A 25,761-nucleotide genomic window follows, 5' to 3' on the forward strand; every position below is an offset into this window, starting at 1 on the left:
AACCATGCGCCTGGGCGCAGCTATTCGCCATTCCATCCGCAGACGCGGAGCCGCTCGTGCATATGGGCGGGCGCCGGCGCCTCCACGCGGACCGGCTCCTTGTTCCGCGAGATCGGCACCACGATCTCGCGGGAATGCAGATGCAGGCGCGGCTCGCCGAAGCGCGGACCGTTGCCGTAAATGTTATCGCCGACGATCGGCCAGCCGCTCGCGGCCGAATGCACGCGCAATTGATGGGTGCGGCCGGTGACGGGTTCCATGGCGAGCCAGGTTAGGCCTGCGCCCCGGCCGATCACCTTCCAGGTCGTGACCGCTTTCTGTCCCTCGGGATCCGGCTTCTGCCACCAGCCACGCTCGGCATTGAGGCGGCCGAGCGGCATGTCGATGATGCCTTCGTCCTCGGCGGGGCCGCCCTCGACCACGGTCCAGTAGGTCTTGCCGATCTTGCCGTGCTTGAACAGCAATCCCAGCGAGGCCGTCGCCTTGCGATGGCGCCCGAGCACGAGACAACCGGAAGTGTCCTTGTCCAGCCGGTGGGCCAGCACCGGCGGCCGCGGCAGGCCGAAACGAAGCGCATCGAACGAGGCTTCCAGGTTCGCCCCGCCCTTGGGGCCGCGATGCACCGGCAGGCCCGCCGGCTTGTCGATGACCAGCATCAACCCGTCACGGTGCAGCACGCGCGCCAGGATTTCGTCGGCAGTCAATTCGGGAACATCGAGCAAGGATAAGGACTTTCGGTCAAGACTTTCGTTTGGGAGCCGGAACGGCTAACACGCCACCATGAACGATACCACCGATACCCCCAAGCTGAGCTGGTGGCGCCGCCTTTCCAACGGGCTGAAGCGCACCTCGTCCTCGCTCGGAACCGCGGTCGCCGATCTCGTCACCAAGCGCAAGCTCGACCGCGCCATGCTCGACGACATCGAGGACGTGCTGCTGCGTGCCGACCTCGGCACCGAGGTCGCGGTCCGGATCGCGGACGCCGTGGGCACCGGGCGCTATGACAAGGCGATCTCGGCAGACGAGGTGAAGGACGTCGTTGCCACCGAAGTCGAGAAGGTGTTGTCGCCGGTGGCGAAGGCGCTCGAGATCGATGCGGGCAAAAATCCCTTCGTCATTCTCGTCGTCGGCGTCAACGGCTCCGGCAAGACCACGACCATCGGCAAGCTCTCGGCGAAATTCGCCTCCGAAGGCCGCAAGGTGATGCTGGCCGCCGGCGACACGTTTCGTGCCGCCGCGATCGAGCAGCTCAAGGTTTGGGGCGAACGGACCAAGACGCCGGTCATCGCCGGCGCGCAAGGCTCGGATTCGGCGAGCCTCGCCTTCAACGCACTGACGGCGGCGAAGGAGCAGGGCATCGATGTGCTCCTGATCGATACCGCGGGACGGTTGCAGAACAAGTCCGAGCTGATGAACGAGCTCGAAAAGGTCGTGCGCGTGATCCGGAAAGTCGATGCCACTGCGCCGCACGCGGTGCTGCTGGTGCTGGACGCCACCGTCGGCCAGAATGCGCTGTCGCAGGTCGAGGCGTTCCATCGCACCGCCGGCGTCACCGGCCTCGTGATGACGAAACTCGACGGCACCGCGCGCGGCGGCATCCTGGTCGCGCTGGCCGAGAAATTCAAGCTGCCGGTGCATTTCATCGGCGTCGGCGAAGGCGTCGACGATCTCGCGCCATTCACCGCGCGCGATTTCGCCCGCGCCATTGCCGGAATCGAGTCATAGGTTTTCTCTCGTCATGCCCCGCGCAGGCGGGGCATCCAGTACGCCGCGCCGCTGAAGATGAGGCGCTAGGGATTACTGGATCCCCCGCCCCAGTGCGCAATTGCGCACAAGGCGGGGGATGACAGCAACAAAGGGCAAGTAATGGACAAGACCCAGCCGCATCCGCTGTTCAAGCTTGCGACCGAGCTCGGTCCGCTGCTCGTCTTCTTCTTCGTGAACGCGAAGTTCAACCTTTTCGCAGCGACCGGTGCCTTCATGATCGCGATCGTGGCGGCGATGATCGCGTCCTATGTCGTGACGCGCCATATACCGATCATGGCGATCGTGACCGGCGTCATCGTGCTGGTGTTCGGCACGCTGACTCTGGTGTTGCACGACGAGACCTTCATCAAGGTCAAGCCGACGATCATCTATGGCCTGTTCGCCGCGATCCTCGGCGGCGGCCTTCTGTTCGGCCGCTCCTTCATCGCCATCATGTTCGACCAGATGTTCAACCTGACCCCGCAGGGCTGGCGCATCCTCACCTTGCGCTGGGCGCTGTTCTTCGCCGGCCTGGCGGTTCTGAACGAGATCATCTGGCGCACGCAGAGCACGGATTTCTGGGTGAACTTCAAGGTGTTCGGCGTGACGCCGCTGACCATGATCTTCGCCATCGCCCAGATGCCGCTGACCAAGCGCTATCACCTCGCGCCGGTGTCGCTGGAAGCGAGCGAGGCCGAGGCGGGGGATGTGAGGAAGGGCTGACGTCTTTCTCAGTTCGTCATTGCGAGCGAAGCGAAGCAATCCAGAATGTCTCCGCGGAGGGATGCTGGATTGCTTCGTCGCTTCGCTCCTCGCAATGACGGTCTTGGCTAGCTTCCCGCCTTCAACGCCTTCTCGAGCTCCGGCAGCAGCACCGTCCGAAGATTCTCCGGCGTGATCGGGCCGACCAGCTTGTAGGCGATGGTGCCTTCACGCCCGACGACGAACGTCTCGGGCACGCCATAGACACCCCACTCGATCGCGGCGCGGCCGTTGGCATCTAGGCCGACGCGGCCGAACGGGTTGCCGTAGCGGCCGAGGAAGCGGCGCGCATTGTCGGGAGCGTCCTTGTAGTTGATGCCGACGAGCTGGAAGCGCTTGTCTTTGGCGAGCTCGGTCAGGAGCGGCGCCTCGTCGTGGCACGGCACGCACCAGGAGGCCCAGACGTTGACGAGACTGACCTTGCCCTTGAACGTCGCCGGGTCGAGTCCCGGCACCTGCGCGGCATTGTCCTGCAATCCGTCGAGCGGCGGCAGCGTGGTTTGCGGCGCCGGACGTCCGATCAGCGCGGATGGTATCCGCGAGGGATCGCCGCTGCCGAGCCGGAACCAGAACAGCAGCGCCAGGGCGAGGAAGACGAGCAGCGGCAGCACCATCAGGAAGGTACGGCGCGGCCGCGCGGTGGAGGTCGATGGCTCGCTCATGGCCTGTCCGTTGCGCTGCGCCCCGAGCGACGGGTGATGCCGCTGCGATCGAGCTCGCGCAGGCGCTGGGTCTGGTTGCGATGGTCGATGATCACCCAGCCGATCAGCATCGCGACCACGATGGCGGCTGCGGCATAGGATATCACGATGAAGGACGCGTAGGGGCCGAGCGACATCGTCATGCAGCCTTCTGGCTTGCCTGCATCATCTGCAGCGAGCGCACGCGCCGGCGCAAAATCTCGTTGCGCATCGCCGCCAGATGCAGCGTGACGAACAGCAGCGTGAAGGCGACCGCCATCACCAGCAGCGGAATGAGGAACGCGCGATCGAGCGTCGAGCCGCCCATGCGCATCACGGACGCGGGCTGATGCAGCGTATTCCACCAGTCGACCGAGAACTTGATGATGGGAAGGTTGATCGCGCCGACCAGCGTCAGCACGGCGGCGGCGCGCGCCGCGCGCGAGGGATCCTCGACCGCGCGCCACAGCGCCATCAGGCCGAGATACATCAGGAACAGGATCAGCACCGAGGTCAGCCGCGCGTCCCATTCCCAATAGGTGCCCCACATCGGCCGGCCCCACAGCGATCCGGTGACGAGCGCGAGGAAGGTGAAGGCGGCGCCGATGGGAGCTGCCGCTTTCGCGGCGACGTCGGCGAGCGGATGCCGCCACACCAGCGTGCCGAGCGAGGCCACGCTCATGACGCCCCACACGAACATCGACAGCCAGGCATTGGGCACGTGGATGAACATGATCTTCACGGTCGCGCCCTGCTGATAGTCGTCGGGCGCGAAGGCGGATTGATAGAGACCGAGCGTGAGCAGGACGACGGTTGCAGCCGCAAGCCATGGCAGCACGCGCGCTGTCAGCGCGAGGAACCGCGTCGGATTGGCGAGGTCGATCAGCGTCATGATGTCCTGATAATCACAGGTGGCCGCTCAGGCAATGAGCACGAAAGGGGGCAGCGAAAGTTGATCGGGGTCAAGATCAGTCGAGCCCAATCAATCGAGGCCATGTCTGAGGCTCGCGGCCGCGGCGAAGGGGCCGACCACGAGACTGACCAGCGACAGCGCGCAGAGGATCGAGAACGGCGCGCCGAACGACAGCGGCCCGGTGATGGCGGCTTGCGAGGCCGCGACCCCGAAGATCAGCACCGGGATCGAGAGCGGCAGCACCAGCACCGCCATGAGCAGCCCGCCGCGATGCAGCGTCACCGCCAGTGCGGCGCCGATCATGCCGGTGAAGGTCAGTGCCGGCGTGCCGGCGAGTAATGTCAGCGCCACTGCGCCGGTCGCGACCATGTCGAGGTTGAGCAGCAGCCCGAGCACGGGGGTTGCGACAATCAGCGGCAGGCCCGCCGCCAGCCAGTGCGCCAGTGCCTTGGTGGCGCAGGCGAGTTCCAGCGGCGTCCGGCTCATCGTGATCAGGTCCAGCGAGCCGTCCTCATGGTCGGCCATGAACAGCCGGTCCAGGGTGAGCAGGCTTGCCAGCAGCGCGCCGAGCCAGAGGATCGCCGGCCCGAGCCGCGACAACAGCGCCAGATCCGGCCCCACCGCGAACGGCATCAGCACCACGACGGTCAGGAAGAACAGCACGCCGATCAGCGCCCCGCCGCCGACGCGCAGTGCGATCCGGATGTCCCGGCGAATGAGGGCGGAGAGGGCGGTCATGGGGTGGCTCGTCCCGCGAAATAGCGCTGTGTCGCCGCCTCGAGCCCCACGCACACTGCGCTCCCTCCCCCCTTGCGGGGGAGGGCGGGGGAGGGGGGTAGCCCCGGGCAGGATGCTTCCGGTGTGGAGACCGCCAGCAACAGCGCGCCCACGTCCCGAGCTCTTACGCCGAGAGATTGTACCGTGCGGCACCCCCCTCCCTGACCCTCCCCCGCAAGGGGGGAGGGGGCGGTGAGAGCGGAGTCCCGCCGCCAGGAATGCCGCGGCAAGGAGCGTCGAGTGAACGCAAGTTGCACGCCCGAGAAAAGCTGAGGGTGGCTCGATCTCACGCCGCGTCTCCGATCCGCAGCTCCCGCGCGGCGATCCCGAGCGGGGCGTGGGTCGCCGCGATGATCAGGCCGCCGCAGGCGAGGTGGTCGCGCATCAGACCGCCGAACATGTCCTGGCCGGACGCATCCAGCGCCGTGGTCGGTTCGTCGAGCAGCCAGACCGGGCGGCGGACCGTGAGCAGCCGGGCCAGTGAGAGCCGGCGGCGCTGGCCGGCCGACAGGAACGCCGCAGGCAGATGGGTGGCGTGGTCGAGGCCGACGGTCGTGAGGCTGCGCGCGACGTCGAGCCGCTCTCCACCGAGGAAATCAGCCCAGAATGCCAGGTTTTCGTTGACGCTCAGCGCCGGCTTCAGGGCATCGCGATGACCGAGATAATGGCACTGCTCGGGGAGCGTCAGCTCGGCATCGCCGCCTTCCAGCGCGATCGTGCCGCCGGCCGGAACAAGCAGGCCCGCGATCAACCGCAGCAGCGATGTCTTGCCCGATCCGTTGCGGCCCACCACCGCCACCGCCTCGCCGGAAGCCGCCTCCAAATCGAGTCCGGCAAACACTTCGCGGCCGCCGCGCACGCATGTCAGTCCGCGTCCGGAGAGCCGCATCTCGCCGCTTGTCGAAGCCCTCAACGGAGCCCCCAGAACGGCCCGAGAGAAAACCCTAAGAAAATCTTGGGGTAGCACATCAGAATTTTTGGCTCGCGAATTGCTGCGGTACGATTGTGGCTGTGGCGGCGCGGTTAGAAAGCTTCTATAAGCCCGGAACTACTTGATGCAGCAACTCAACCTGCCCCTGCAAGCGACCCAGCCGGATTCGCTGACGGTGTTAAAATACCCTGATCGGGTATAACTAACAATTGGGATTTCCTACATGACCTCGCTCGACAGCTTCAAATGCAAAAAGACCCTCAAGGTCGGCGCCAAGACCTATGTGTATTACAGCCTGCCCACGGCCGAGAAGAATGGTCTGAAGGGAATTTCGAAACTTCCCTATTCGATGAAGGTCCTGCTCGAGAACCTGCTGCGCAACGAGGATGGCCGCTCGGTCAAGAAGGAGGACATCGTCGCGGTGTCCAAGTGGCTGCGCAAGAAGTCGCTGGAGCATGAGATTGCCTTCCGCCCGGCGCGCGTGCTGATGCAGGACTTCACCGGCGTGCCCGCTGTGGTCGACCTCGCCGCGATGCGCAACGCGATGCAGAAGCTCGGCGGCGATGCCGAGAAGATCAATCCGCTGGTGCCGGTGGATCTCGTCATCGACCATTCCGTCATCGTGAACTTCTTCGGCGACAACAAGGCCTTCGCCAAGAACGTGGTCGAGGAATACAAGCAGAACCAGGAGCGCTACGAGTTCCTGAAGTGGGGTCAGAAGGCGTTCTCGAACTTCTCCGTCGTGCCGCCCGGCACCGGCATCTGCCACCAGGTCAATCTCGAATACCTCGCCCAGACCGTCTGGACCAGGAAGGAGAAGATGACGGTCGGCAAGAAGACCGGCACCTTCGAGGTCGCCTATCCGGACTCGCTTGTCGGCACCGATTCCCACACCACCATGGTCAACGGTCTCGCCGTGCTCGGCTGGGGCGTCGGCGGCATCGAGGCGGAAGCCTGCATGCTCGGCCAGCCGCTGTCGATGCTGCTGCCGAACGTGGTCGGCTTCAAGCTGAAGGGCGCGCTGAAGGAAGGCGTCACCGCGACCGACCTCGTGCTGACCGTGACGCAGATGCTGCGCAAGCTCGGTGTGGTCGGCAAGTTCGTCGAGTTCTTCGGCCCCGGCCTCGACCATCTCTCGGTCGCCGACAAGGCGACCATCGCCAACATGGCTCCCGAATACGGCGCGACCTGCGGCTTCTTCCCGGTCGACGCCGCGGCGATCGATTACCTCAAGACCTCCGGCCGTGCCTCCGCGCGCGTCGCGCTGGTGCAAGCCTATGCCAAGGCGCAAGGGCTGTTCCGCACCGCCAAGTCGGCCGACCCGGTCTTCACGGAGACGCTGACCCTCGACCTCGGCGACGTTGTGCCGTCGATGGCCGGCCCGAAGCGTCCCGAAGGCCGCATTGCGCTGCCCTCCGTCTCCGAAGGCTTTTCGCTGGCGCTCAGCAATGAGTACAAGAAGGCCGAGGAGCCCGCGAAGCGCTTTGCCGTCGAAGGCAAGAATTTCGACATCGGCCATGGCGACGTCGTGATCGCTGCGATCACGTCCTGCACCAACACCTCCAACCCGAGCGTGCTGATCGGCGCTGGCCTGCTGGCGCGCAACGCGGCCAAGAAGGGCCTGAAGGCGAAGCCCTGGGTGAAGACCTCGCTTGCGCCGGGCAGCCAGGTCGTCGCCGAATATCTCGCCAATTCCGGGCTGCAGGCCGATCTCGACAAGGTCGGCTTCAACCTGGTCGGCTTCGGCTGCACCACCTGCATCGGCAATTCCGGTCCGCTGCCGGAAGAGATCTCGAAGTCGATCAACGACAACGGTATCGTTGCGGCCGCCGTGCTCTCGGGCAACCGCAACTTCGAAGGCCGCGTCTCGCCGGACGTGCAGGCGAACTATCTCGCCTCGCCCCCGCTCGTCGTCGCCCATGCGCTCGCGGGCAGCGTGACCAAGAACCTCGCCACCGAGCCGCTCGGCGAGGGCAAGGACGGCAAGCCGGTCTACCTCAAGGACATCTGGCCGACGACGAAGGAGATCAACGCCTTCATGAAGAAGTTCGTGACCGCGTCGATCTTCAAGAAGAAATATGCGGACGTGTTCAAAGGCGACACCAACTGGCGCAAGATCAAGACGGTCGAGAGCGAGACCTATCGCTGGAATATGAGTTCGACCTACGTGCAAAACCCGCCCTACTTCGAAGGCATGAAGAAGGAGCCGGATCCGGTCACCGATATCGTCGAGGCGCGCATCCTCGCGATGTTCGGCGACAAGATCACCACCGACCACATCTCGCCGGCCGGCTCGATCAAGCTCACCTCGCCCGCTGGCAAGTATCTCAGCGAGCACCAGGTGCGTCCGGCCGACTTCAACCAGTACGGCACGCGCCGCGGCAACCATGAAGTGATGATGCGCGGCACCTTCGCCAACATCCGCATCAAGAACTTCATGCTCAAGGGCGCCGACGGCAACATTCCGGAAGGCGGTCTCACCAAGCACTGGCCCGACGGCGAGCAGATGTCGATCTACGACGCCGCGATGAAGTACCAGCAGGAGAGCGTTCCGCTGGTCGTGTTCGCCGGTGCCGAATACGGCAACGGCTCCTCGCGCGACTGGGCCGCGAAGGGCACGCGCCTGCTCGGCGTGCGCGCCGTGATCTGCCAGAGCTTCGAGCGCATCCACCGCTCCAACCTGGTGGGCATGGGCGTGCTGCCGCTGACCTTCGAGGAAGGTACCTCCTGGCAGTCACTCGGTCTGAAGGGCGACGAGAAGGTCACGCTGCGCGGCCTCGTCGGCGACCTCAAGCCGCGCCAGAAGCTGACCGCGGAAATCGTCTCCGGCGACGGCTCGCTCCAGCGCGTCTCGCTGCTCTGTCGGATCGATACGCTGGACGAGCTGGACTACTATCGCAACGGCGGCATCCTGCACTATGTGCTGCGCAAACTCGCGGCGTAAACGCGGATTTGTGAACGGTGGCTCACTGCGAAGTGAGTAGAAGGTTAAACGAAGGCGGCCTATCAAAAGGCCGCCTTCGCGCGTTGCGGCACGCTTCAGATGGGCCCGCCCGGCGGAAATTTCCGCCTTGGTCGGATGAATGTGCCGCGCCCCGTAAGACTACGGTGACCATCAAGCGATATGATCTTTCCCCCACGAGCTAGGATGTGCGACGTTCGACATGACTGACATGATGGCGAGTAATCTGATTTCGCGCTGGTCCGGTGCATTCTGGTCGGGAGCGCTCAGCGTCTGTGCCATCATCGCCATCGTTCGTCCCGCCCACGCCGATCCCCGCGCCGTGGTCGAGCTCTTCACCTCGCAGGGCTGCTCCTCCTGTCCACCCGCCGACAAGATCATTGGCGAGCTGTCCAAGGATCCCTCGATCATCGCGCTCAGCATGCCGATCGACTATTGGGATTATCTCGGCTGGAAGGACACGCTGGCGGACTCGCGCTTCTCTGCGCGGCAACGCGCTTATTCGCGCATGCGCGGCGACCGCGAGGTCTATACGCCGCAAGTCGTGGTCAATGGCTCAACGCATGTCATCGGCAGCGATCGCGCCGGCATCGAAAGCGCGATCGGCAACACCATCAAGAATGAATCGGTGATGAGCGTGCCGGTGACGATGTCGCTCGCCGGCAAGCAGATCAGCGTGTCGGTGGCCGCGAGCCGGGAGCCGGCGGTCTCGCACGGCGAGGTCTGGATCTGCTCGATCGCGAAATCGGTGCCGATCTCGATCGGCCGCGGCGAAAACCGGGGACAGCAGATCACCTATCACAACGTCGTACGCAACGTGCTCAAGGTCGGCGATTGGAACGGCCGTCCGGAAAGCTGGACGGTGCCACTGGAGAATCTAACGCGCGAGGGCGTCGACGGCGCGGTGGTGTACGTCCAGGACGGCAGCCGCGAGAAGCCCGGCCCGATGCTGGGCGCGGCGTACACGTCGCTGCACTGAAGCTGCGCTCGAATTCCCCTCGCACCAGATCGATCTAACCGCTCATGGTGAGGAGCGCGCTCTGGCGCGTCTCGAACCATGCAGGCCCGGCTGCTGCATCTCGTCGAGACGCCTGCTACGCAGGCTCCTCAGGATGAGGTCAGAGTACGAAGGATGAGGGGAGAAGCATCAGGTCGGAAGATACACCCGACCTAAACAAAAAAGGACCAACTCGCGTTGGCCCTCCTTGTCGCGCGTACAGACCCGATCCTGACGACCCCGGGGGGCTGGGGGCTGAGGAATCCGGAACCGAAAGGACCGGGCCAACGCACATCAACCTTTTCGCAGTGCAGGGCGGCAGTCGCTAGGCGGAAAAGAGGCGAGACTATGATTTCCTGCTAACGATCCCGTGACGGTTTGCCGCTGAAAAGTTCCACCGCTGCGTGTGCTGATTCGCTCACGATCTGACGGGTTTGGCCGTCTGCCCCTTGCGGTGAGGGGCGGTTGGCGCAATCATGCAATTGTCATGATCCGCGGGGTCCTGCGATGGTTTCGCGGAGGCGGGCATGCTGTGCGACAGGAGGCGCTCCATGAGTCTGATGTCGGAGGATGTCGATCCGAGCGAGCAGCGCGCAGTGGCGCGTGTCGCCGCTGCGAACTCCCAGGGGAGCCGGGTGACGTTCAACCGGCTTGAACTGCATCGCATCCTCAATCTCTACGGCCGCATGGTCGCCGACGGCGAGTGGCGCGACTATGCCATCGACTTTCTCAAAGACCGCGCTGTGTTCTCGGTCTACCGCCGCGCCTCCGAAGTGCCGATCTATCGCATCGAGAAAGATCCGCGGCTGGCGCGCAAGCAGGGCATGTACAGCGTGATCTCGGCGACAGGCCTGATCCTGCGCCGTGGCCACGAACTCGAGCGCGTGCTGCTGGTGATCGATCGCAAGCTGGCGGTGGTCTGACAATCTCGCCTCGTCATGCCGGGCTCGCGACTTCGTCGGGCCCCGGAATGACGCGGCGTTGGATGTTCGTCTTACTTCCCCGGGACCGTGCTTGCGCCCTCGCCGAGGTCGCGCTGCATCATCACGGTGTCCAGCCAGCGGCCGAATTTCAGCCCGACGTTCGGATGCGTGCCGATCATCTTGAAGCCGCATCTGGTGTGGACGCCGATCGAGCCGGCATTGGCGGAATCGCCGATGACGGCGATCATCTGGCGGAAGCCACGCGCCTCGCATTCGGTGATCAGCCGCTCCAGCAGCAGCAGGCCGATGCCGCGGCGGTGGAAGGACGGATCGAGATAGATCGAGTTCTCGACCGTGAAGCGGTAAGCCGGCCGCGGCCGGTAGGCGCCGGCATAGGCATAGCCCGCCACGCGCCCGTCGAGCATGGCGACGAAGTACGGATAGCCCCCGTCGGTCAGCGCGCGATAGCGCCGCGTCATCTCGGCAAGGTCGGGCGGTTCCAGCTCGAACGTCGCGGTGCCCTCGCGGACGGCCTGCTGGTAGATGGCGGTGATGGCGGGAAGGTCGGCCTCGGTCGTAGGCCTGATCTCAGGTGCGGACATGCGGAGAGATTAGAGCCACCCTGCAGCCGCTGGAAGGGGGCAGCGGCCTCTCCCGGCGTCATTGCGAGCGCAGCGGAGCAATCCAGAAATGCATCCGCGGCATGACTCCGGATTGCGTCGTCGCGGAGCCTGTCATCCGGCCCGCCGAAGGCGGGACTGGGTGGCTCCTCACAATGACGGCGCTTGTGGGGAGAGCCGGGCCAAACAAAAACCCCGGCCTTGCGGCCGGGGTTGGTGTCGTTCGCTCGGGCCTGTCGCTCAGTCGCGCTGGCCGAGGAGCTGCAGCAGCAGCGTGAACAGGTTGATGAAGTTCAAGTATAGCGACAGCGCACCGGTGATCGCCGCACGCTCTGCGATGTCACCGCCGGCCGACGCATAGCCGTAGATGTAGTCGTTCTTCAGCCGCTGCGTATCCCAGGCGGTCAGGCCCGCGAACACCAGCACGCCCACCACGGATACGATGAACTGCAGCGCCGAGCTGGCGAGGAACAGGTTCACCAGGCTCGCGATGATGATGCCGATCAGGCCCATGAACAGGAACGAGCCCATTCCGCTCATGTCACGCTTGGTGGTGTAGCCATAGAGGCTCAGCGCGCCGAAGGTGGCCGCGGTGATGAAGAACACCCGCACGATCGAGGTGTGCGTGAACACCAGGAAGATCGAGGACAGCGAGATGCCCATCAGCGCCGAGAACACCCAGAACAGGATCTGGGCGGTCGATGGAGCAAGACGGTTGATGCCGGCCGAAATCACGAACACCATGGCAAGGGGCGCCAGCATGAACAGCCATTTCAGCGGGCTCACGAACATCGCATAGCCGAACGGCGTCAGGAACAGCTTACCGACACGGACGGCTTCCGGGGTCGGAACGTCCGTCACGGCGGCCATGTAGACACCGAGCGCAGCCAGGCCGGTGATGGCCAGGCCAATGCTCATGTAGTTGTAGATGCGCAGCATGTAGGCGCGCAGACCGGCGTCGACCGTCGCGGCGTCAACACGCCCGGCGGCCCTGCCGAAAGGAGAAGCGTAGTTACGGTCTAGGTCCGACATGGTCGAATTCCCGTTGGTTGTCCGGTCCGGCACGAGGGTTTCCATGCCGCCGGTTCGTCAAATTCTATCTCGGATACCGATGCCTGCCGACATTAAATTTGGCTAACAATCGGGGCTCCGAACCCGTTGGATATGTGGGAAACTAACACATTCGCTGCAACCGTCCACGCGCGGCTGAATGTCGCCCTCGGCGCGCAATCCCGACGAGCGGACGTGGTTAATCGCGGGATTCGCGCGATTTGGCGACCGCGCAGCCGCCCGCTACATTTTGTCACAAATTCCGCAACACCGTGGCGGGCTTTTTGTTCAACGCCAACAGCGTGCCGGCAAGCCCAAGTCCGACGGTAACAATGAGGGCGGCCGCGACCACAGCGGCGGCGCTGCCGGCCTGCCAGACGAAGCTCAGCGTCATCAGCCGCGTCACGATCATCCAGGCTGCGATGCTGCCGGCGATCACGCCGAACACTGCGGTGGCGAGCCCGATCAGCAGGTATTCGAGTGCATAGGCGCCGAGCAGTCGCAGCCGCGTCGCACCCAGCGTCTTCAGGATCACCGCATCGTAGACGCGGTGGCGGTGGCCGGCGGCGAGCGCCCCGCCCAGGACCAGGATCGCCGAGATCAGGGTCACGGCGCTGGCGCCGCGGATCGCCAGCGCGAGATTGGTCACGACCGAGCCGACCGTCTCCATCACCTCGCGCACGCGCACGCTCGTCACCATCGGATAGGCATCCGCAACCTGCTTGATGATCTTGCCGTCGCCGGTCGCGTCGCCTCCGGTTTCCGTCAGCGTTGCGATATGGGTATGCGGCGCGCCCTTGAAGGCGTTCGGCGAGAACACGAGAACGAAATTGATGCCGAGCCCCTGCCAGTCGATGTTGCGCAGATTGCTGATTCTGGCCGGGATGTCGCGGCCGAGCACGTTGACCACGACCTCATCGCCGATCTTCAAGGACAGCCCGTCGGCGATCTTCTTCTCCATCGAGACCAGCGGCGGTCCGGAATAGCCGGCGCCCCACCACTCGCCCTCGACCACCTTGGATCCCTTCGGCAGCTCGCCGGTATAGGTCAGGCCGCGGTCGCTTTGCAGCACCCATTCGGAATCGGTCGTGGGCTTCAGGTCCTCGGCGCGGACACCGCGCGCGGCGACGATGCGCCCGCGCAGCATCGGCACGTCCTCGATCCTCGCACCCGGCACGATCTGGTGGAGATAGTCGTCGAATTGCGCAGCCTGCGTGCTCGGGATGTCGATGAAGTAGAACGATGGCGCACGGTCAGGCAAAGCCGCCAGGAACTGCCGGCGCAGATTGCCGTCGATCTGGGTGATGGTGACGAGCACGGCGAGCCCGAGTCCCAGCGACAGCACCACGGAGGGCGTCAGCGCGCCCGGCCGGTGGATGTTGGCGATCGCAAGCCGCAGCATCGGCAGCCGCGTGCGCGGCAATCGCCGCGCGATCGCCATCAAGAGGGCGGCGATGCCGCGGAGCAGCGCGAACACGACAACGGAGGAGAGCACGAACACCGCGGCGATGCGCTTGTCGAAGGACAGGCCGATCACGACTGCGACGAGCAGGGCGATCACCGCGCTCATGAAGGCGAGATAGCGCCAGCGCGGCCGGTGCCATTCGGCGCTGATGGTGTCGCGGAACAGTGCCGCGACCGGCACGTCATGCACACGGCCGAGCGGCCACAGGCCGAAGGCGAGCGCGGTCAGGAGGCCATAGACGAACGACAGCGCCAGCTCGTCGGCATGCACGGACGGCACTACCGGCAGCGGCAGCAGCTTGCCGAACAGGCCGACGATGGCGAAGGGCATCGCAGCGCCCAGCGCAAGCCCGATCACCGAGCCGATCCCGGCGAGCAGGATCACCTGCACGAGATAGATGCCGAACACGTCGCGCCCCGTCGCGCCGATGGCCTTGAAGGCGGCGATCACCTCGAGCCTGCGGTCGATATGGCTCTTCACGGCATTGGCAACGCCGACGCCGCCGACCAGCAGCGCGGCAAGGCCCACCAGGGTGAGGAACTGCGTGAACCGGTTGATGTTGCGCTCGAGCTGCGGCGAGGCATTCGAGCGGCTGCGGATCTCCCAACCGGCTTGCGGCGCTGCGTTGCGCGCCTCGTCTATGAAGGCCTCGGTGGCGCGCTCGCTGTTGGCATTGTCAGGCAGCTTCACCCGATAGACCCAGCGCACCAGGCTGCCGGGCTGGATCAGGCCGGTGGCGCGCAAGGCCGCCTCGCTGATCAGGAAGCGCGGGCCGAAGCCGATGCCGCCGGCGAGCTTGTCGGGCTCGGCCTCGACCGTGCTGCGGATCTGGAAGGTCGATGCCCCAATGGTGACGCGGTCGCCGGTCTTCAGGGAGAGCCGCGCCAGCAGCGTCGGATCTGCGGCCGCGCCAAACGCGCCGTCGCGCTCCGCGAGCAGATCGGGCAGCGCCATTTGCGGCGCCAGCGTCAACTGGCCGAGCATAGGATAGGTGTCGTCGACCGCCTTCATCTCGACCAGCGCGAGCTTGCCGTCAGCCGAGCGCGCCATGCCGCGCAGGGTGGCCGCGATGGAGACGGTGCCGCGCGAGCGCAGGAAGGCGACCTCGTCTAGCTTGGCCTCGCGCTGAAACAGCACGAAGGAGGCGTCGCCGCCGAGCAGCGTGCGGCCCTCGCGGGCAAGACCGTCGCTGAGGCTTGCCGAAACCGAGCCGACGCCGGCGATCGCCATCACGCCGAGGGCGATGCAGGCAATAAAGACGTAGAAGCCGCGCAGGCCCCCGCGCAATTCGCGCAGCGCGTAGCGCAGCGACAGCGCGGCGCCGCTGCCCCGCGCAAACGATTCGGCTGTAGCGCTCATGCTTGCGAATGCTGCGTATCGATGCGCCCGGAGCGCAAACGGATCACGCGATCGCAGCGATGCGCGAGCGAGGAATCGTGCGTGACCAGCACCAGCGTCATGCCGCGCTCGGCATGCTTGGTGAAGAGCAGATCGACGATCTGCTTTCCGGTCGCCTCGTCGAGATTGCCGGTCGGCTCGTCGGCAACGAGGATCGCGGGATCGGGCGCCAGCGCCCGGGCGAGCGCGACGCGCTGCTGCTCGCCGCCCGAGAGCTGCGTCGGATAGTGATGCAGGCGGTCGCCGAGCCCGACCGATTGCAGCTCTTGTGCCGCGCGTGTCGCAGCATCCGGATTTCCGGCGAGCTCGAGCGGCACGGCGACGTTCTCCAGTGCGGTCATTGTCGGGATCAGGTGAAAGGATTGGAAGACGATGCCGACCTGGCGACCGCGGAAGCGGGCGAGCGCGTCTTCATCGAGGGCATTGAAAGGCGTGCCATTGACCACCACCTCTCCACTATCAGGTCGCTCCAACCCCGCCATCACCATCAGCAGCGTGGATTTGCCCGAGCCTGACGGGCCGATCAGGCCGATCGTCTCGCCCGAGGCGACTCGCAGGCTGATGTCCTTGAGGATGTGAACGCGTGCCGCGCCCGTACCCAATGAGAGATTGACGTTGGAGATGGCGATGGTGTCCGGCACGGTGCCGGTGAGCGAAGAGGATTCGATGCGACTGTCCATGGTCCGGTCATATGGCAACTCCGCGGGCGCGGTCGAGAGGCGTTACGGATTGTTCATGCACATAGCCGTGTTGATGTTCGCTTTGATGACGGCGGCGGCTCCGGCAGTGGCCGAGGGGCAGTCCGCGGCGAAGCCGATCAGGCTCGTCGTGCTCGGCGATTCCTTGAGTGCGGGGCTTGGCCTTCCAGGTCAGGAAGCGTTCCCGGCAAGGCTCCAAAAAGCCTTGCAAGACAAAGGCGTAGCCGTCGATATGACGAATGCCGGGGTGTCCGGCGATACCTCGTCGGGAGGGCGCGACCGGCTCGACTGGTCGGTGCCCGATGGAACCGAGGGCGTGATCGTCGAGCTCGGGGCAAACGACGCGCTGCGCGGCATAGACCCGGACCTGACACGGGCGGCGCTGAGCGATATCGTTGCGCGGTTGAAGGCGCGCAAGATCGCGGTGATGCTCTGCGGCATGCTGGCGCCGCCGAATTACGGCGCCGATTATGCCGCGCGCTTCAATTCGATTTATCCGGATCTGGCGAAAAAATTCGACGTGCCGCTCTATCCGTTCTTTCTCGACGGCGTCGCGGCCGACGCCAAGCTCAACCAGGCCGACGGCATTCATCCGACGGCGGCCGGCGTCGACATCATCGTCAACAACATCATGCCCACCATGGAGGCATTCCTTGGCACGATAAGCGAGCAACGCCGTTGAAAAGAAGGCAGCGTCAACCCTAATTCCCAGGGTTTTCCCGGGGTGGCGCGCAGCAAGCTTCGCAGAGTCACATAACTGCGATAGGAATCAGGTTACCGGTGATTCGTCGCCGGCTCTAATTCGGATATGGTCCTGCTCAGGGGCCGTACCCAAGCATCGGGAGATGAACGATGCCGCGTTTGTTCACGGGTCTGGAAATCCCGGCCGAGGTCGGCCAAACGCTTTCCAACTTGCGGGGTGGCCTTCCCGGCGCACGCTGGATCGATCCCGAAAATTATCACGTCACCTTGCGCTTCATCGGCGACATCGACGGCGCCTCCGCAAACGAGATCGCCTCGATGCTGTTTCGCGTCAACCGCAAGCCATTCGAGGTGAAGGTGCAGGGACTGACGAGCTTCGGCGGCCGCAAGCCGCGCGCGGTCGTCGCGGCCATCGAGCCGAGCAGGCCGTTAATCGAGCTGCAGGCCGAGCTCGAGCGGATGATGCAGCGGATCGGCCTCGATCCCGAGGGCCGCAAATTCATCCCGCATGTCACGCTGGCGCGGCTGCACGACGCCTCGAATCAGGATGTCGCCGACTATCTCTCGGTGCGCGGCTACTTCCCGAGCAAGGTCTTCACCGCCGAACGCTTCGTGCTGTTCTCCTCGCGCGCTTCGACCGGCGGCGGCCCGTATGTGGTCGAGGATTCCTACGACCTTTGCGCATAGGTCACTTCCCTCTCCCCGCAAGAACGGGGAGAGGAGAAAAAGCGCATACCTCTCGCACCAATTCTCGGCTTGCAATTTGCCGCCGTCTCTGGCCGTAAGGGGCCATGCTCTCCACCACAAATTCATCGTTCCACGCGGAATACCAGGCCGAGATCGCTTCCGGCGAGATCGAACCTGATGCGGCGCAGGCCGAGGTCGCCGAGGCCTATGCGGCACTCGACGCGCGGCTTGCGAACTACAAGCCGCCGCGCAAGCAGGGCCTGCTCGGCCGTCTCTTCAAAAACGGCGACAAGGACGAGGCGCCGCGCGGTCTCTACGTCCATGGCGAGGTCGGTCGCGGCAAGACCATGCTGATGGATCTGTTCTTCCAGCACGCCTCGGTCGAGCACAAGCGGCGCGCGCATTTCCACGAGTTCATGGCCGACGTGCATGAGCGCATCTACGACTATCGCCAGAGTATCGCGCGCGGCGAGATCGCGGATGCCGATGTCATCGCGCTGACGGCGAATGCGATCTTCGAGGAGAGCTGGCTGCTCTGCTTCGACGAATTCCACGTCACCGACATCGCGGATGCGATGATCCTCGGCCGCCTGTTCGCAAAGCTGTTCGAGCTCGGCACGGTCGTTGTCGCGACCTCCAACGTCGCGCCGGACGATCTCTACAAGGGTGGCTTGAACCGCGCGCTGTTCCTGCCGTTCATCGCGCAGATCACCGATCACATGGACGTGCTGCGGCTGGATGCGCGCACCGATTTCCGGCTGGAGAAGCTCCAGGGCGTGCCGATGTGGTTGACGCCGGCGGACGCCGACGCCGACGCGGCGCTGGATCGCGCCTGGATCAAATTGACCGGCGGCGCCAAATGCAAGTCGCACGATATTTCGATCAAAGGCCGCACCCTGCACGTGCCGTGCTCGGCGCACGGCGTGGCGCGGTTCTCGTTCGCGGATCTCTGCGAGAAGCCGCTCGGCGCGTCCGACTACCTAAGGCTCGCGCACGACTATCACACCATCCTGGTCGACCATATTCCAGTGATGGACTTTGCCCACCGCAACGCCGCCAAGCGTTTCATCACGCTGATCGATACGCTCTATGACAATGCCGTGAAGCTGATGGCCTCGGCCGAAGCCAATCCGGTGTCGCTCTATCTCGCAAGCGAAGGCAACGAGGCCAACGAGTTCAAGCGGACCTCATCGCGCCTGATCGAAATGAGTTCGGAATCCTATCTGGCGCTGCCTCACGGCCGCAAGGATTCCGCCGCCAGCGGCTCCACCAAGGGGCTGGTGGAGACTTAAGTCCTATCTCACCATCCACCGCCGTCATTCCGGGGCGCGACCAACGGGTCCGCGCGAAGCGCGGCCCGATGACAGGCTCCGAGCCCGAAATCCATAACCACTGTCGGGAGTATGGATTCCGGTCTCGTCGCTCGCGGCGCCCCCGGAATGACGGGTGCTGGCCGGAATCTCGGCAAGCCCGACAATTGAGCATCCGGCGACTTGAACGGGGGAGGCGAAAGGGATAACCACCCGTCTCAGTTTTCCCCCTCCTTCGGATGTCTAAAGGACAGGTTCACATGGCGCGCGACAAGATTGCTTTGATTGGCTCCGGTCAGATCGGCGGAACGTTGGCTCATCTCATCGGCCTGAAAGAGCTGGGCGACGTGGTGATGTTCGACATTGCCGAGGGCGTGCCGCAGGGCAAGGCGCTCGACATCGCACAGTCCTCGCCGGTCGACGGCTTCGACGCGCACTACACTGGCGCCAACTCCTACGAGGCGCTCGACAACGCCAAGGTCTGCATCGTCACCGCCGGCGTGCCGCGCAAGCCCGGCATGAGCCGCGACGACCTGCTCTCCATCAACCTCAAGGTCATGGAGCAGGTCGGCGCCGGCATCAAGAAGTACGCCCCCGACGCTTTCGTCATCTGCATCACCAACCCGCTCGACGCGATGGTGTGGGCGCTGCAGAAGGCCGCAGGCCTGCCGCACAAGAAGGTCGTCGGCATGGCCGGCGTGCTGGATTCGGCACGCTTCCGCTACTTCCTGGCGGATGAGTTCAACGTCTCGGTCGAGGACGTCACCGCCTTCGTGCTCGGCGGCCATGGTGACACCATGGTGCCGCTGGTGCGCTACTCCACCGTCGCCGGCATTCCGCTGCCCGACCTCGTCAAGATGGGCTGGACCTCGCAGACGCGCCTCGACGAGATCGTCGACCGCACGCGCAACGGCGGCGCTGAGATCGTCAACCTGCTCAAGACCGGCTCGGCCTTCTATGCGCCGGCGGCCTCGGCGATCGCGATGGCCGAAAGCTACCTGAAGGACAAGAAGCGCGTGCTGCCTTGCGCCGCCTACCTCAACGGCGAATACGGCGTGAAGGACATGTATGTCGGCGTGCCCGTCGTCATCGGCTCCAAGGGCGTCGAGCGCGTCGTCGAGATCGAGCTCGGCGGCAAGGACCGCGAGGCCTTCGACAAGTCGGTCGGCGCGGTGCAGGGTCTTGTCGACGCCTGCAAGAAGATCGCGCCCGATCTTCTCGGCCGCTAAACGCGACAATCCCCGCCGAAGATCGAAAAGCCGGTCTTCGGCGGTTTCATTTTCCGGGCCCCGGCGGCAGCCGCCGGCGGGTTCCGGATCCGGTAGTCCAGAGATCTCGAACGGATTGAAGAATCCGGGTTGCAGTTCCTGTGGTATATGGTATGCCAGCCACAAGACTGAGGTGGGCCCATGGGGTCACCGCCCGCGGGTTCAGGGAGCGACGATATGAATATTCATGAGTACCAGGCCAAAGCGCTGCTGAACGAGTTCGGCGTGCCGATCTCCAAGGGCGTACCGGTCCTGAAGGCCGCCGACGCGGAAGGCGCGGCCAAGACCCTGCCGGGCCCGGTCTGGGTGGTGAAGAGCCAGATCCACGCCGGCGGCCGCGGCAAGGGCAAGTTCAAGGAAGCCTCCGCCGGCGACAAGGGCGGCGTCCGCATCGCCAAGTCGACCGCCGAGGTCGCCGAGTTCGCCAAGCAGATGCTGGGCGCGACGCTCGTGACCGTGCAGACCGGCCCCGCCGGCAAGCAGGTCAACCGCCTCTACATCGAGGACGGCTCGGACATCGACAAGGAATTCTACCTCTCGATCCTGGTCGACCGTGAGACCTCGCGCGTTTCGTTCGTGGTGTCGACCGAGGGTGGCGTCAACATCGAGGACGTCGCGCACAATACGCCCGAGAAGATCGTCACCTTCTCGGTCGATCCGGCGACCGGCATCATGGGCCATCATGGCCGCACCGTTGCAAAGGCGCTGAAGCTGTCCGGCGATCTCGCCAAGCAGGCCGAGAAGCTCACCGCGCAGCTCTACGCGGCCTTCGTCGCCAAGGACATGTCGATGCTGGAGATCAACCCGCTGGTCGTGACCAAGCAGGGCCAGCTCCGCGTGCTCGACGCCAAGGTGTCGTTCGACGACAACGCGCTGTTCCGTCATCCCGAGGTGCTCGCGCTGCGCGACGAGACCGAGGAGGACGCCAAGGAAATCGAGGCCTCCAAATACGACCTCAACTACGTCGCGCTCGACGGCAACATCGGCTGCATGGTCAACGGCGCCGGCCTCGCCATGGCGACCATGGACATCATCAAGCTCTACGGCATGGCGCCGGCGAACTTCCTCGACGTCGGCGGCAGCGCCAGCAAGGAGAAGGTCGCGGCCGCCTTCAAGATCATCACCGCCGATCCGAACGTGAAGGGCATTCTGGTCAACATTTTCGGTGGTATCATGAAGTGCGACGTGATCGCCGAGGGCGTCACGGCCGCCGTGCGCGAGGTCGGCCTCAGCGTGCCGCTGGTGGTTCGTCTCGAAGGCACGAACGTCGAACTGGGCAAGAAGATCATCCGTGAATCCGGCCTGAACGTGGTGCCGGCCGACAATCTCGACGACGCCGCGCAGAAGATCGTGAAGGCCGTCAAGGGAGGCTAAGGCCATGACCCAAGACCATCTCGCCGCATCATCCCCGTTGCCGGAGCACGCACGCCTTGCCGCGTTCGCCGGCGAATGGAATGGCGAGGAGATGGTCTACCCGTCGCGCTGGACTGCCGGCGGGCCGGCTACCTCGCGCACCGTGGCGCGCATGGATCTCAACGGCTTCTATCTGATCCAGGACGGCGTCCAGATGCGCGACGGCAAGGAGATCTTCGCCACCCACGGCATCTTCACATACGACCGCGACGACCGGACCTACAAATTGTTCTGGTACGACTCGCTTGGCTACACGCCGCCCTCGCCCGCCTCCGGCGGGTGGGTCGGCAAGACCCTGACGCTGGTGCGCGGCTCGCTGCGCGGCAATGCGCGCCACGTCTACGAGATCATCGACGACAATTCCTACGCATTGAAGATCCAGTTCTCGCCGGACGCGGAAGGTTGGGCCGACGTGCTCACCGGCGTCTATCGTCGCATCCACTGACCTCTCACTGTTAGTTTCGCGAAAGCAGACCTCATGTCCATCCTGATCGACAAGAACACCAAGGTCATCTGCCAGGGCTTCACCGGCAAGAACGGCACCTTCCATTCCGAAGCTGCGCTCGCCTATGGCACCAAGATGGTCGGCGGCACCTCGCCTGGCAAAGGCGGCTCGACGCATCTGGGTCTGCCGGTGTTCGACACCGTGCGCGAGGCACGTGAGAAGACGGGCGCGGATGCGTCCGTGATCTACGTGCCGCCGCCGGGCGCAGCCGACGCGATCTGCGAAGCCATCGATGCCGAGATCCCCTTGATCGTATGCATCACCGAAGGCATTCCGGTCGTCGACATGGTGCGCGTGAAGCGCTCGCTCGCCGGTTCCAAGTCGCGCCTGATCGGGCCCAACTGCCCGGGTGTCATGACCGCCGGCGAGTGCAAGATCGGCATCATGCCGGCCAACATCTTCAAGACCGGCAGCGTCGGCATCGTCTCGCGCTCCGGCACGCTGACCTATGAGGCGGTGTTCCAGACCTCGCAGGAAGGCCTCGGCCAGACCACCGCAGTCGGCATCGGCGGCGACCCGGTCAAGGGCACCGAGTTCATCGACGTGCTGGAGATGCTGCTCGCCGACCCCAAGACCGAATCGATCATCATGATCGGCGAGATTGGCGGTTCCGCCGAGGAGGACGCCGCTCAGTTCATCAAGGACGAGGCTAAGCGCGGTCGCAAGAAGCCGATGGTCGGCTTCATTGCTGGTGTCACCGCACCTCCCGGCCGCCGTATGGGCCACGCCGGCGCGATCATCTCCGGCGGCAAGGGCGACGCCAATTCCAAGACCGAAGCAATGAAATCGGCCGGAATCACGGTCTCTCCGTCCCCCGCCCGCCTCGGTCATACGCTTGCCGAAAAGTTGAAAAGCTAATTCAGTTCTTCGTACTTTTCCGGGCGAAGTTTCGTAGCAAATAGGATAAACGGTGCCTGTCGCGTCGAGCCCCTGCCGGGGAGCTCGGCGCCAGCGCCGTTTGTTATGCGCGAACCGAAATCGCCAGGAACTCAAGTATGTCTCGCCAGGACGCGAACGCAGCCTTTGCCCTGTCATCATTTTTGCAGGGCACCAACGCCAGCTACATCGACGAAATCTACGCCCGCTACGAGAAGGACCCATCCTCGGTCGACGCCGAGTGGCAAGAGTTCTTCAAGAGCCTGAAGGACCAGCCCGACGACGTCCGCAAGAACGCCGAAGGCCCGTCCTGGGAGCGCGCCAACTGGCCGCTGACGCCGCAGGACGACCTCACTTCCGCGCTGGACGGCAACTGGGTGGAAGTCGAGAAGGCGGTCGGCGGCAAGATCGCCGCCAAGGCGCAGGCCAAGGGCGCGGACATCTCTTCAGCCGACGTGCTTCAGGCGACGCGCGACTCCGTCCGCGCCTTGATGCTGATCCGCGCCTATCGCATGCGCGGCCACTTCCACGCCAAGCTCGATCCGCTGGGCATCGAGGCGCCGCGCAACCGCGAAGAGCTCGACCCGCGCACCTACGGCTTCAGCGAAGCCGACTTCGACCGCAAGATCTTCCTCGATCACGTGCTCGGCCTCGAGTACGGCAGCTTGCGCGAGATCGTCGCGATCTGCGAGCGCACCTACTGCCAGACGCTCGGCGTCGAGTTCATGCATATCAGCAATGCCGCGCAGAAGGCCTGGATCCAGGAGCGCATCGAGGGGCCGGACAAGGAGATCTCGTTCACCCGCGAGGGTCGTCGCGCCATCCTGATGAAGCTGATCGAAACCGAAGGCTTCGAGAAATTCTGCGACACCAAGTTCACCGGCACCAAGCGTTTCGGCCTGGACGGCGGTGAGTCGCTGATCCCCGCGCTCGAGCAGATCATCAAGCGCGGCGGCAATCTCGGCGTGAAGGAGATCGTGCTGGGCATGCCGCATCGCGGCCGCCTCAACGTGCTCACCCAGGTGATGGCCAAGCCGCACCGCGCCCTGTTCCACGAGTTCAAGGGTGGTTCGGCCAACCCCGAAGACGTCGAAGGCTCCGGCGACGTCAAATATCACCTCGGTGCGTCCTCGGACCGCGAATTCGACGGCAACCGCATCCATCTGTCGCTGACTGCGAACCCCTCGCACCTCGAGATCGTCGACCCCGTCGTACTCGGCAAGGTCCGCGCCAAGCAGGACCAGCACGGCGATCCGCCGGACATGCGCATCTCGGTGATGCCGCTTCTGATGCACGGCGACGCGGCGTTCGCGGGCCAGGGCGTGGTCGCGGAGTGCTTCGGCCTGTCGGATCTGAAGGGCTACCGCACCGGCGGCTCCGTGCACTTCATCGTCAACAACCAGATCGGCTTCACCACCTATCCGCGTTACTCGCGCTCCTCGCCCTATCCGTCGGATGTGGCGAAGATGATCGACGCGCCGATCTTCCACGTGAACGGCGACGATCCGGAAGCCGTCGTGTTCGCAGCCAAGGTCGCGACCGAGTTCCGGCAGAAGTTCCACAAGCCCGTCGTCATCGACATGTTCTGTTACCGCAGGCATGGTCACAACGAGGGTGACGAGCCGGCCTTCACCCAGCCGGTAATGTACAAGAGGATCGCAGCGCATCCCTCGACGCTCGAGCTCTACGCCCGCCGCCTTATCAGCGAAGGCGTGATCACCGAGGGCGAGGTCGACAAGGCCAAGGCCGACTGGCGCGCGCGGCTCGATGCCGAGTTCGAGGCCGGCACCAGCTACAAGCCGAACAAGGCCGACTGGCTCGACGGCAAGTGGGCGGGCTTCAAGATCGCCGACCAGGAAGAGGATGCGCGTCGCGGCGTCACCGGCGTTGATCTGTCCGTCCTGAAGGACATCGGCCGCAAGATCACCAAGGTTCCCGACGGCTTCCGCGTTCACCGCACCATCCAGCGCTTTCTCGAGAACCGCTCGAAGGCGATCGACGGAGGCAACGGCATCGACTGGGCGACCGGCGAGGCCCTGGCCTTCTGCTCGCTGCTGCTGGAAAACCACCACGTGCGCTTGTCCGGACAGGACTCCGAGCGCGGCACTTTCTCGCAGCGCCATTCGGTCCTGATCGACCAGGAGGACGAGAGCCGCTACACGCCGTTCAACCATCTCGGCACTGACCAGGGCCATTACGAGGTCATCAACTCGCTGCTCTCGGAAGAGGCGGTGCTCGGCTTCGAATACGGCTATTCGCTGGCCGAGCCGAATACGCTGACGCTGTGGGAAGCGCAGTTCGGCGACTTCGCCAATGGCGCGCAGGTTGTGTTCGACCAGTTCATCTCCTCCGGCGAACGCAAATGGCTGCGCATGTCCGGCCTCGTCTGCATGCTGCCGCACGGCTATGAGGGCCAGGGCCCCGAGCACTCCTCGGCGCGTCTCGAGCGTTACTTGCAAATGTGCGCCGAAGACAACATGCAGGTGGTCTATCCGACGACGCCGGCGAACTACTTCCACGTGCTGCGGCGCCAGCTCCATCGCGAGATCCGCAAGCCCCTGATCCTGATGACGCCGAAGTCGCTGCTGCGTCACAAGCGTGCGACCTCGCGGCTCGAGGAACTCGCGAAGGGAACGAGCTTCCACCGCATCCTTTATGATGACGCCCAGATGCTGCCGAACGAGGCGATCAAGCTCGTTCCGGACGAGAAGATCCGCCGCATCGTGCTCTGCTCCGGCAAGGTCTATTACGACCTCTACGAGGAGCGCGAGAAGCGTGGCATCGACGACATCTACCTGATGCGCGTCGAGCAGCTTTACCCGGTGCCGCTGAAGGCGCTGGTGGTCGAGCTGTCGCGTTTCAAGAAGGCGGAAGTGATCTGGTGCCAGGAGGAGCCGCGCAACATGGGTGCGTGGCACTTCATCGAGCCTTATCTGGAATGGGTGCTGAACCAGGTGAACGGGGTGAGCCGGCGTCCGCGCTATGTCGGCCGCGCCGCCTCCGCCGCGACCGCCACTGGCCTGATGTCGAAGCATCAGGCGCAGTTGAAGGCGTTCCTGGATGAAGCATTGAGCTGAG

Annotated in this window: 23 protein-coding genes; 13 read left to right on the forward strand and 10 right to left on the reverse strand. The window is 64.6% G+C overall.

Annotation, left to right across the window (positions count from 1 at the left end; genetic code table 11):
* Nucleotides 1-20: 20 nt before the first annotated feature.
* Nucleotides 21-722 (reverse strand): RNA pseudouridine synthase, encoded by a 702-nt coding sequence (locus tag MTX21_RS26800; RefSeq protein ID WP_280967664.1) that lies wholly within the window; start codon nucleotides 720-722, stop codon nucleotides 21-23.
* Between the two features lie 58 nt (nucleotides 723-780).
* Between MTX21_RS26800 and ftsY the strand changes: the two genes are divergently transcribed.
* Together ftsY and MTX21_RS26810 are read left to right on the forward strand one after the other, a co-directional pair.
* Nucleotides 781-1,725 carry a signal recognition particle-docking protein FtsY gene (gene ftsY / locus MTX21_RS26805; protein WP_280967665.1) on the forward strand — a complete coding sequence of 315 codons (945 nt, stop codon included), beginning with the start codon at nucleotides 781-783 and terminating at the stop codon, nucleotides 1,723-1,725.
* Between the two features lie 141 nt (nucleotides 1,726-1,866).
* The gene (locus MTX21_RS26810) at nucleotides 1,867-2,469 is read left to right on the forward strand and encodes a septation protein A (protein ID WP_280967666.1); all 603 of its coding nucleotides are present in this window, start codon (nucleotides 1,867-1,869) and stop codon (nucleotides 2,467-2,469) included.
* Between the two features lie 107 nt (nucleotides 2,470-2,576).
* On the opposite strand, the gene MTX21_RS26815 is transcribed toward MTX21_RS26810, so the two are convergent.
* The 5 genes from MTX21_RS26815 to ccmA form a co-directional block, all read right to left on the reverse strand.
* Nucleotides 2,577-3,170: a DsbE family thiol:disulfide interchange protein gene (locus tag MTX21_RS26815; RefSeq protein WP_280967667.1), complete on the reverse strand. Its 594-nt coding sequence runs from the start codon at nucleotides 3,168-3,170 to the stop codon at nucleotides 2,577-2,579.
* A complete protein-coding gene (ccmD, locus tag MTX21_RS26820) occupies nucleotides 3,167-3,352 on the reverse strand; it encodes a heme exporter protein CcmD (protein WP_280967668.1) in 186 nt (61 codons plus the stop codon). The genes MTX21_RS26815 and ccmD overlap by 4 nt, the downstream gene beginning before the upstream one ends.
* Entirely contained in the window at nucleotides 3,349-4,080 is a 732-nt protein-coding gene (locus MTX21_RS26825) for a heme ABC transporter permease (protein ID WP_280967669.1), read from the reverse strand. The genes ccmD and MTX21_RS26825 overlap by 4 nt, the downstream gene beginning before the upstream one ends.
* Nucleotides 4,081-4,170: 90 nt before the next feature.
* Nucleotides 4,171-4,839, reverse strand: a complete 669-nt coding sequence (ccmB, locus tag MTX21_RS26830; RefSeq protein WP_280967670.1) for a heme exporter protein CcmB — start codon at nucleotides 4,837-4,839, stop codon at nucleotides 4,171-4,173.
* 325 nt (nucleotides 4,840-5,164) lie between these two features.
* The gene (ccmA, locus tag MTX21_RS26835) at nucleotides 5,165-5,767 is read right to left on the reverse strand and encodes a heme ABC exporter ATP-binding protein CcmA (RefSeq protein ID WP_280967671.1); all 603 of its coding nucleotides are present in this window, start codon (nucleotides 5,765-5,767) and stop codon (nucleotides 5,165-5,167) included.
* A 265-nt stretch (nucleotides 5,768-6,032) separates the two neighbouring features.
* Here ccmA and acnA point away from each other — a divergent pair, with 265 nt between their 5' ends.
* The 3 genes from acnA (at nucleotide 6,033) to MTX21_RS26850 (ending at nucleotide 10,691) form a co-directional block, all read left to right on the forward strand.
* Nucleotides 6,033-8,753 (forward strand): aconitate hydratase AcnA, encoded by a 2,721-nt coding sequence (gene acnA, locus MTX21_RS26840; protein WP_280967672.1) that lies wholly within the window; start codon nucleotides 6,033-6,035, stop codon nucleotides 8,751-8,753.
* 220 nt (nucleotides 8,754-8,973) lie between these two features.
* Nucleotides 8,974-9,750 (forward strand): DUF1223 domain-containing protein, encoded by a 777-nt coding sequence (locus tag MTX21_RS26845; RefSeq protein WP_280967673.1) that lies wholly within the window; start codon nucleotides 8,974-8,976, stop codon nucleotides 9,748-9,750.
* Nucleotides 9,751-10,319: 569 nt separating this feature from the next.
* A complete protein-coding gene (locus MTX21_RS26850; protein WP_280967674.1) occupies nucleotides 10,320-10,691 on the forward strand; it encodes a DUF2794 domain-containing protein in 372 nt (123 codons plus the stop codon).
* Between the two features lie 71 nt (nucleotides 10,692-10,762).
* Here MTX21_RS26850 and MTX21_RS26855 read toward each other — a convergent pair whose 3' ends face one another.
* The 4 genes from MTX21_RS26855 to MTX21_RS26870 form a co-directional block, all read right to left on the reverse strand.
* Nucleotides 10,763-11,293 (reverse strand): GNAT family N-acetyltransferase, encoded by a 531-nt coding sequence (locus tag MTX21_RS26855; RefSeq protein WP_280967675.1) that lies wholly within the window; start codon nucleotides 11,291-11,293, stop codon nucleotides 10,763-10,765.
* Between the two features lie 258 nt (nucleotides 11,294-11,551).
* Nucleotides 11,552-12,343 (reverse strand): Bax inhibitor-1/YccA family protein, encoded by a 792-nt coding sequence (locus MTX21_RS26860; RefSeq protein WP_279374020.1) that lies wholly within the window; start codon nucleotides 12,341-12,343, stop codon nucleotides 11,552-11,554.
* A 271-nt stretch (nucleotides 12,344-12,614) separates the two neighbouring features.
* On the reverse strand, nucleotides 12,615-15,185 hold the full coding sequence (locus tag MTX21_RS26865) for an FtsX-like permease family protein (RefSeq protein WP_280967676.1): 2,571 nt from the start codon (nucleotides 15,183-15,185) through the stop codon (nucleotides 12,615-12,617).
* Nucleotides 15,182-15,904: an ABC transporter ATP-binding protein gene (locus MTX21_RS26870; RefSeq protein ID WP_280967677.1), complete on the reverse strand. Its 723-nt coding sequence runs from the start codon at nucleotides 15,902-15,904 to the stop codon at nucleotides 15,182-15,184. Before MTX21_RS26870 ends, MTX21_RS26865 begins: the two co-directional genes overlap by 4 nt.
* Before the next feature lie 55 nt (nucleotides 15,905-15,959).
* On the opposite strand from MTX21_RS26870, the gene MTX21_RS26875 reads away from it, so the two are divergent.
* The 8 genes from MTX21_RS26875 (at nucleotide 15,960) to MTX21_RS26910 (ending at nucleotide 25,760) form a co-directional block, all read left to right on the forward strand.
* Nucleotides 15,960-16,604, forward strand: coding sequence for an arylesterase (locus MTX21_RS26875; RefSeq protein WP_280971165.1), 645 nt, complete (start codon nucleotides 15,960-15,962; stop codon nucleotides 16,602-16,604).
* A 170-nt stretch (nucleotides 16,605-16,774) separates the two neighbouring features.
* Nucleotides 16,775-17,311, forward strand: a complete 537-nt coding sequence (gene thpR, locus MTX21_RS26880; protein WP_280967678.1) for an RNA 2',3'-cyclic phosphodiesterase — start codon at nucleotides 16,775-16,777, stop codon at nucleotides 17,309-17,311.
* Between the two features lie 104 nt (nucleotides 17,312-17,415).
* A complete protein-coding gene (zapE, locus tag MTX21_RS26885; RefSeq protein ID WP_280967679.1) occupies nucleotides 17,416-18,603 on the forward strand; it encodes a cell division protein ZapE in 1,188 nt (395 codons plus the stop codon).
* 278 nt (nucleotides 18,604-18,881) lie between these two features.
* Nucleotides 18,882-19,850 carry a malate dehydrogenase gene (gene mdh, locus MTX21_RS26890; RefSeq protein WP_280967680.1) on the forward strand — a complete coding sequence of 323 codons (969 nt, stop codon included), beginning with the start codon at nucleotides 18,882-18,884 and terminating at the stop codon, nucleotides 19,848-19,850.
* Nucleotides 19,851-20,066: 216 nt separating this feature from the next.
* A complete protein-coding gene (gene sucC / locus MTX21_RS26895) occupies nucleotides 20,067-21,263 on the forward strand; it encodes an ADP-forming succinate--CoA ligase subunit beta (protein ID WP_280967681.1) in 1,197 nt (398 codons plus the stop codon).
* A gap of 4 nt (nucleotides 21,264-21,267) precedes the next feature.
* Complete coding sequence (locus tag MTX21_RS26900; RefSeq protein WP_280967682.1) at nucleotides 21,268-21,747, forward strand: DUF1579 family protein; 480 nt, start codon at nucleotides 21,268-21,270, stop codon at nucleotides 21,745-21,747.
* A gap of 33 nt (nucleotides 21,748-21,780) precedes the next feature.
* Nucleotides 21,781-22,665: a succinate--CoA ligase subunit alpha gene (gene sucD / locus MTX21_RS26905; protein WP_280967683.1), complete on the forward strand. Its 885-nt coding sequence runs from the start codon at nucleotides 21,781-21,783 to the stop codon at nucleotides 22,663-22,665.
* Between the two features lie 137 nt (nucleotides 22,666-22,802).
* Nucleotides 22,803-25,760, forward strand: coding sequence for a 2-oxoglutarate dehydrogenase E1 component (locus MTX21_RS26910; protein ID WP_280967684.1), 2,958 nt, complete (start codon nucleotides 22,803-22,805; stop codon nucleotides 25,758-25,760).
* Nucleotide 25,761 lies beyond the last annotated feature (1 nt).

Source organism: Bradyrhizobium sp. ISRA430 (assembly GCF_029909975.1).
In the GTDB taxonomy this organism is placed as follows: domain Bacteria; phylum Pseudomonadota; class Alphaproteobacteria; order Rhizobiales; family Xanthobacteraceae; genus Bradyrhizobium.

Coding starts and splice junctions, on each gene's coding strand:
- ftsY (WP_280967665.1), top strand. CDS start 781: ATGAACGATACCACCGATACCCCCAAGCTGAGCTGGTGGCGCCGCCTT.
- MTX21_RS26810 (WP_280967666.1), top strand. CDS start 1,867: ATGGACAAGACCCAGCCGCATCCGCTGTTCAAGCTTGCGACCGAGCTC.
- MTX21_RS26815 (WP_280967667.1), bottom strand. CDS start 3,170: ATGAGCGAGCCATCGACCTCCACCGCGCGGCCGCGCCGTACCTTCCTG.
- ccmD (WP_280967668.1), bottom strand. CDS start 3,352: ATGACGATGTCGCTCGGCCCCTACGCGTCCTTCATCGTGATATCCTAT.
- MTX21_RS26825 (WP_280967669.1), bottom strand. CDS start 4,080: ATGACGCTGATCGACCTCGCCAATCCGACGCGGTTCCTCGCGCTGACA.
- ccmB (WP_280967670.1), bottom strand. CDS start 4,839: ATGACCGCCCTCTCCGCCCTCATTCGCCGGGACATCCGGATCGCACTG.
- ccmA (WP_280967671.1), bottom strand. CDS start 5,767: ATGCGGCTCTCCGGACGCGGACTGACATGCGTGCGCGGCGGCCGCGAA.
- acnA (WP_280967672.1), top strand. CDS start 6,033: ATGACCTCGCTCGACAGCTTCAAATGCAAAAAGACCCTCAAGGTCGGC.
- MTX21_RS26845 (WP_280967673.1), top strand. CDS start 8,974: ATGACTGACATGATGGCGAGTAATCTGATTTCGCGCTGGTCCGGTGCA.
- MTX21_RS26850 (WP_280967674.1), top strand. CDS start 10,320: ATGAGTCTGATGTCGGAGGATGTCGATCCGAGCGAGCAGCGCGCAGTG.
- MTX21_RS26855 (WP_280967675.1), bottom strand. CDS start 11,293: ATGTCCGCACCTGAGATCAGGCCTACGACCGAGGCCGACCTTCCCGCC.
- MTX21_RS26860 (WP_279374020.1), bottom strand. CDS start 12,343: ATGTCGGACCTAGACCGTAACTACGCTTCTCCTTTCGGCAGGGCCGCC.
- MTX21_RS26865 (WP_280967676.1), bottom strand. CDS start 15,185: ATGAGCGCTACAGCCGAATCGTTTGCGCGGGGCAGCGGCGCCGCGCTG.
- MTX21_RS26870 (WP_280967677.1), bottom strand. CDS start 15,904: ATGGACAGTCGCATCGAATCCTCTTCGCTCACCGGCACCGTGCCGGAC.
- MTX21_RS26875 (WP_280971165.1), top strand. CDS start 15,960: ATGCACATAGCCGTGTTGATGTTCGCTTTGATGACGGCGGCGGCTCCG.
- thpR (WP_280967678.1), top strand. CDS start 16,775: ATGCCGCGTTTGTTCACGGGTCTGGAAATCCCGGCCGAGGTCGGCCAA.
- zapE (WP_280967679.1), top strand. CDS start 17,416: ATGCTCTCCACCACAAATTCATCGTTCCACGCGGAATACCAGGCCGAG.
- mdh (WP_280967680.1), top strand. CDS start 18,882: ATGGCGCGCGACAAGATTGCTTTGATTGGCTCCGGTCAGATCGGCGGA.
- sucC (WP_280967681.1), top strand. CDS start 20,067: ATGAATATTCATGAGTACCAGGCCAAAGCGCTGCTGAACGAGTTCGGC.
- MTX21_RS26900 (WP_280967682.1), top strand. CDS start 21,268: ATGACCCAAGACCATCTCGCCGCATCATCCCCGTTGCCGGAGCACGCA.
- sucD (WP_280967683.1), top strand. CDS start 21,781: ATGTCCATCCTGATCGACAAGAACACCAAGGTCATCTGCCAGGGCTTC.
- MTX21_RS26910 (WP_280967684.1), top strand. CDS start 22,803: ATGTCTCGCCAGGACGCGAACGCAGCCTTTGCCCTGTCATCATTTTTG.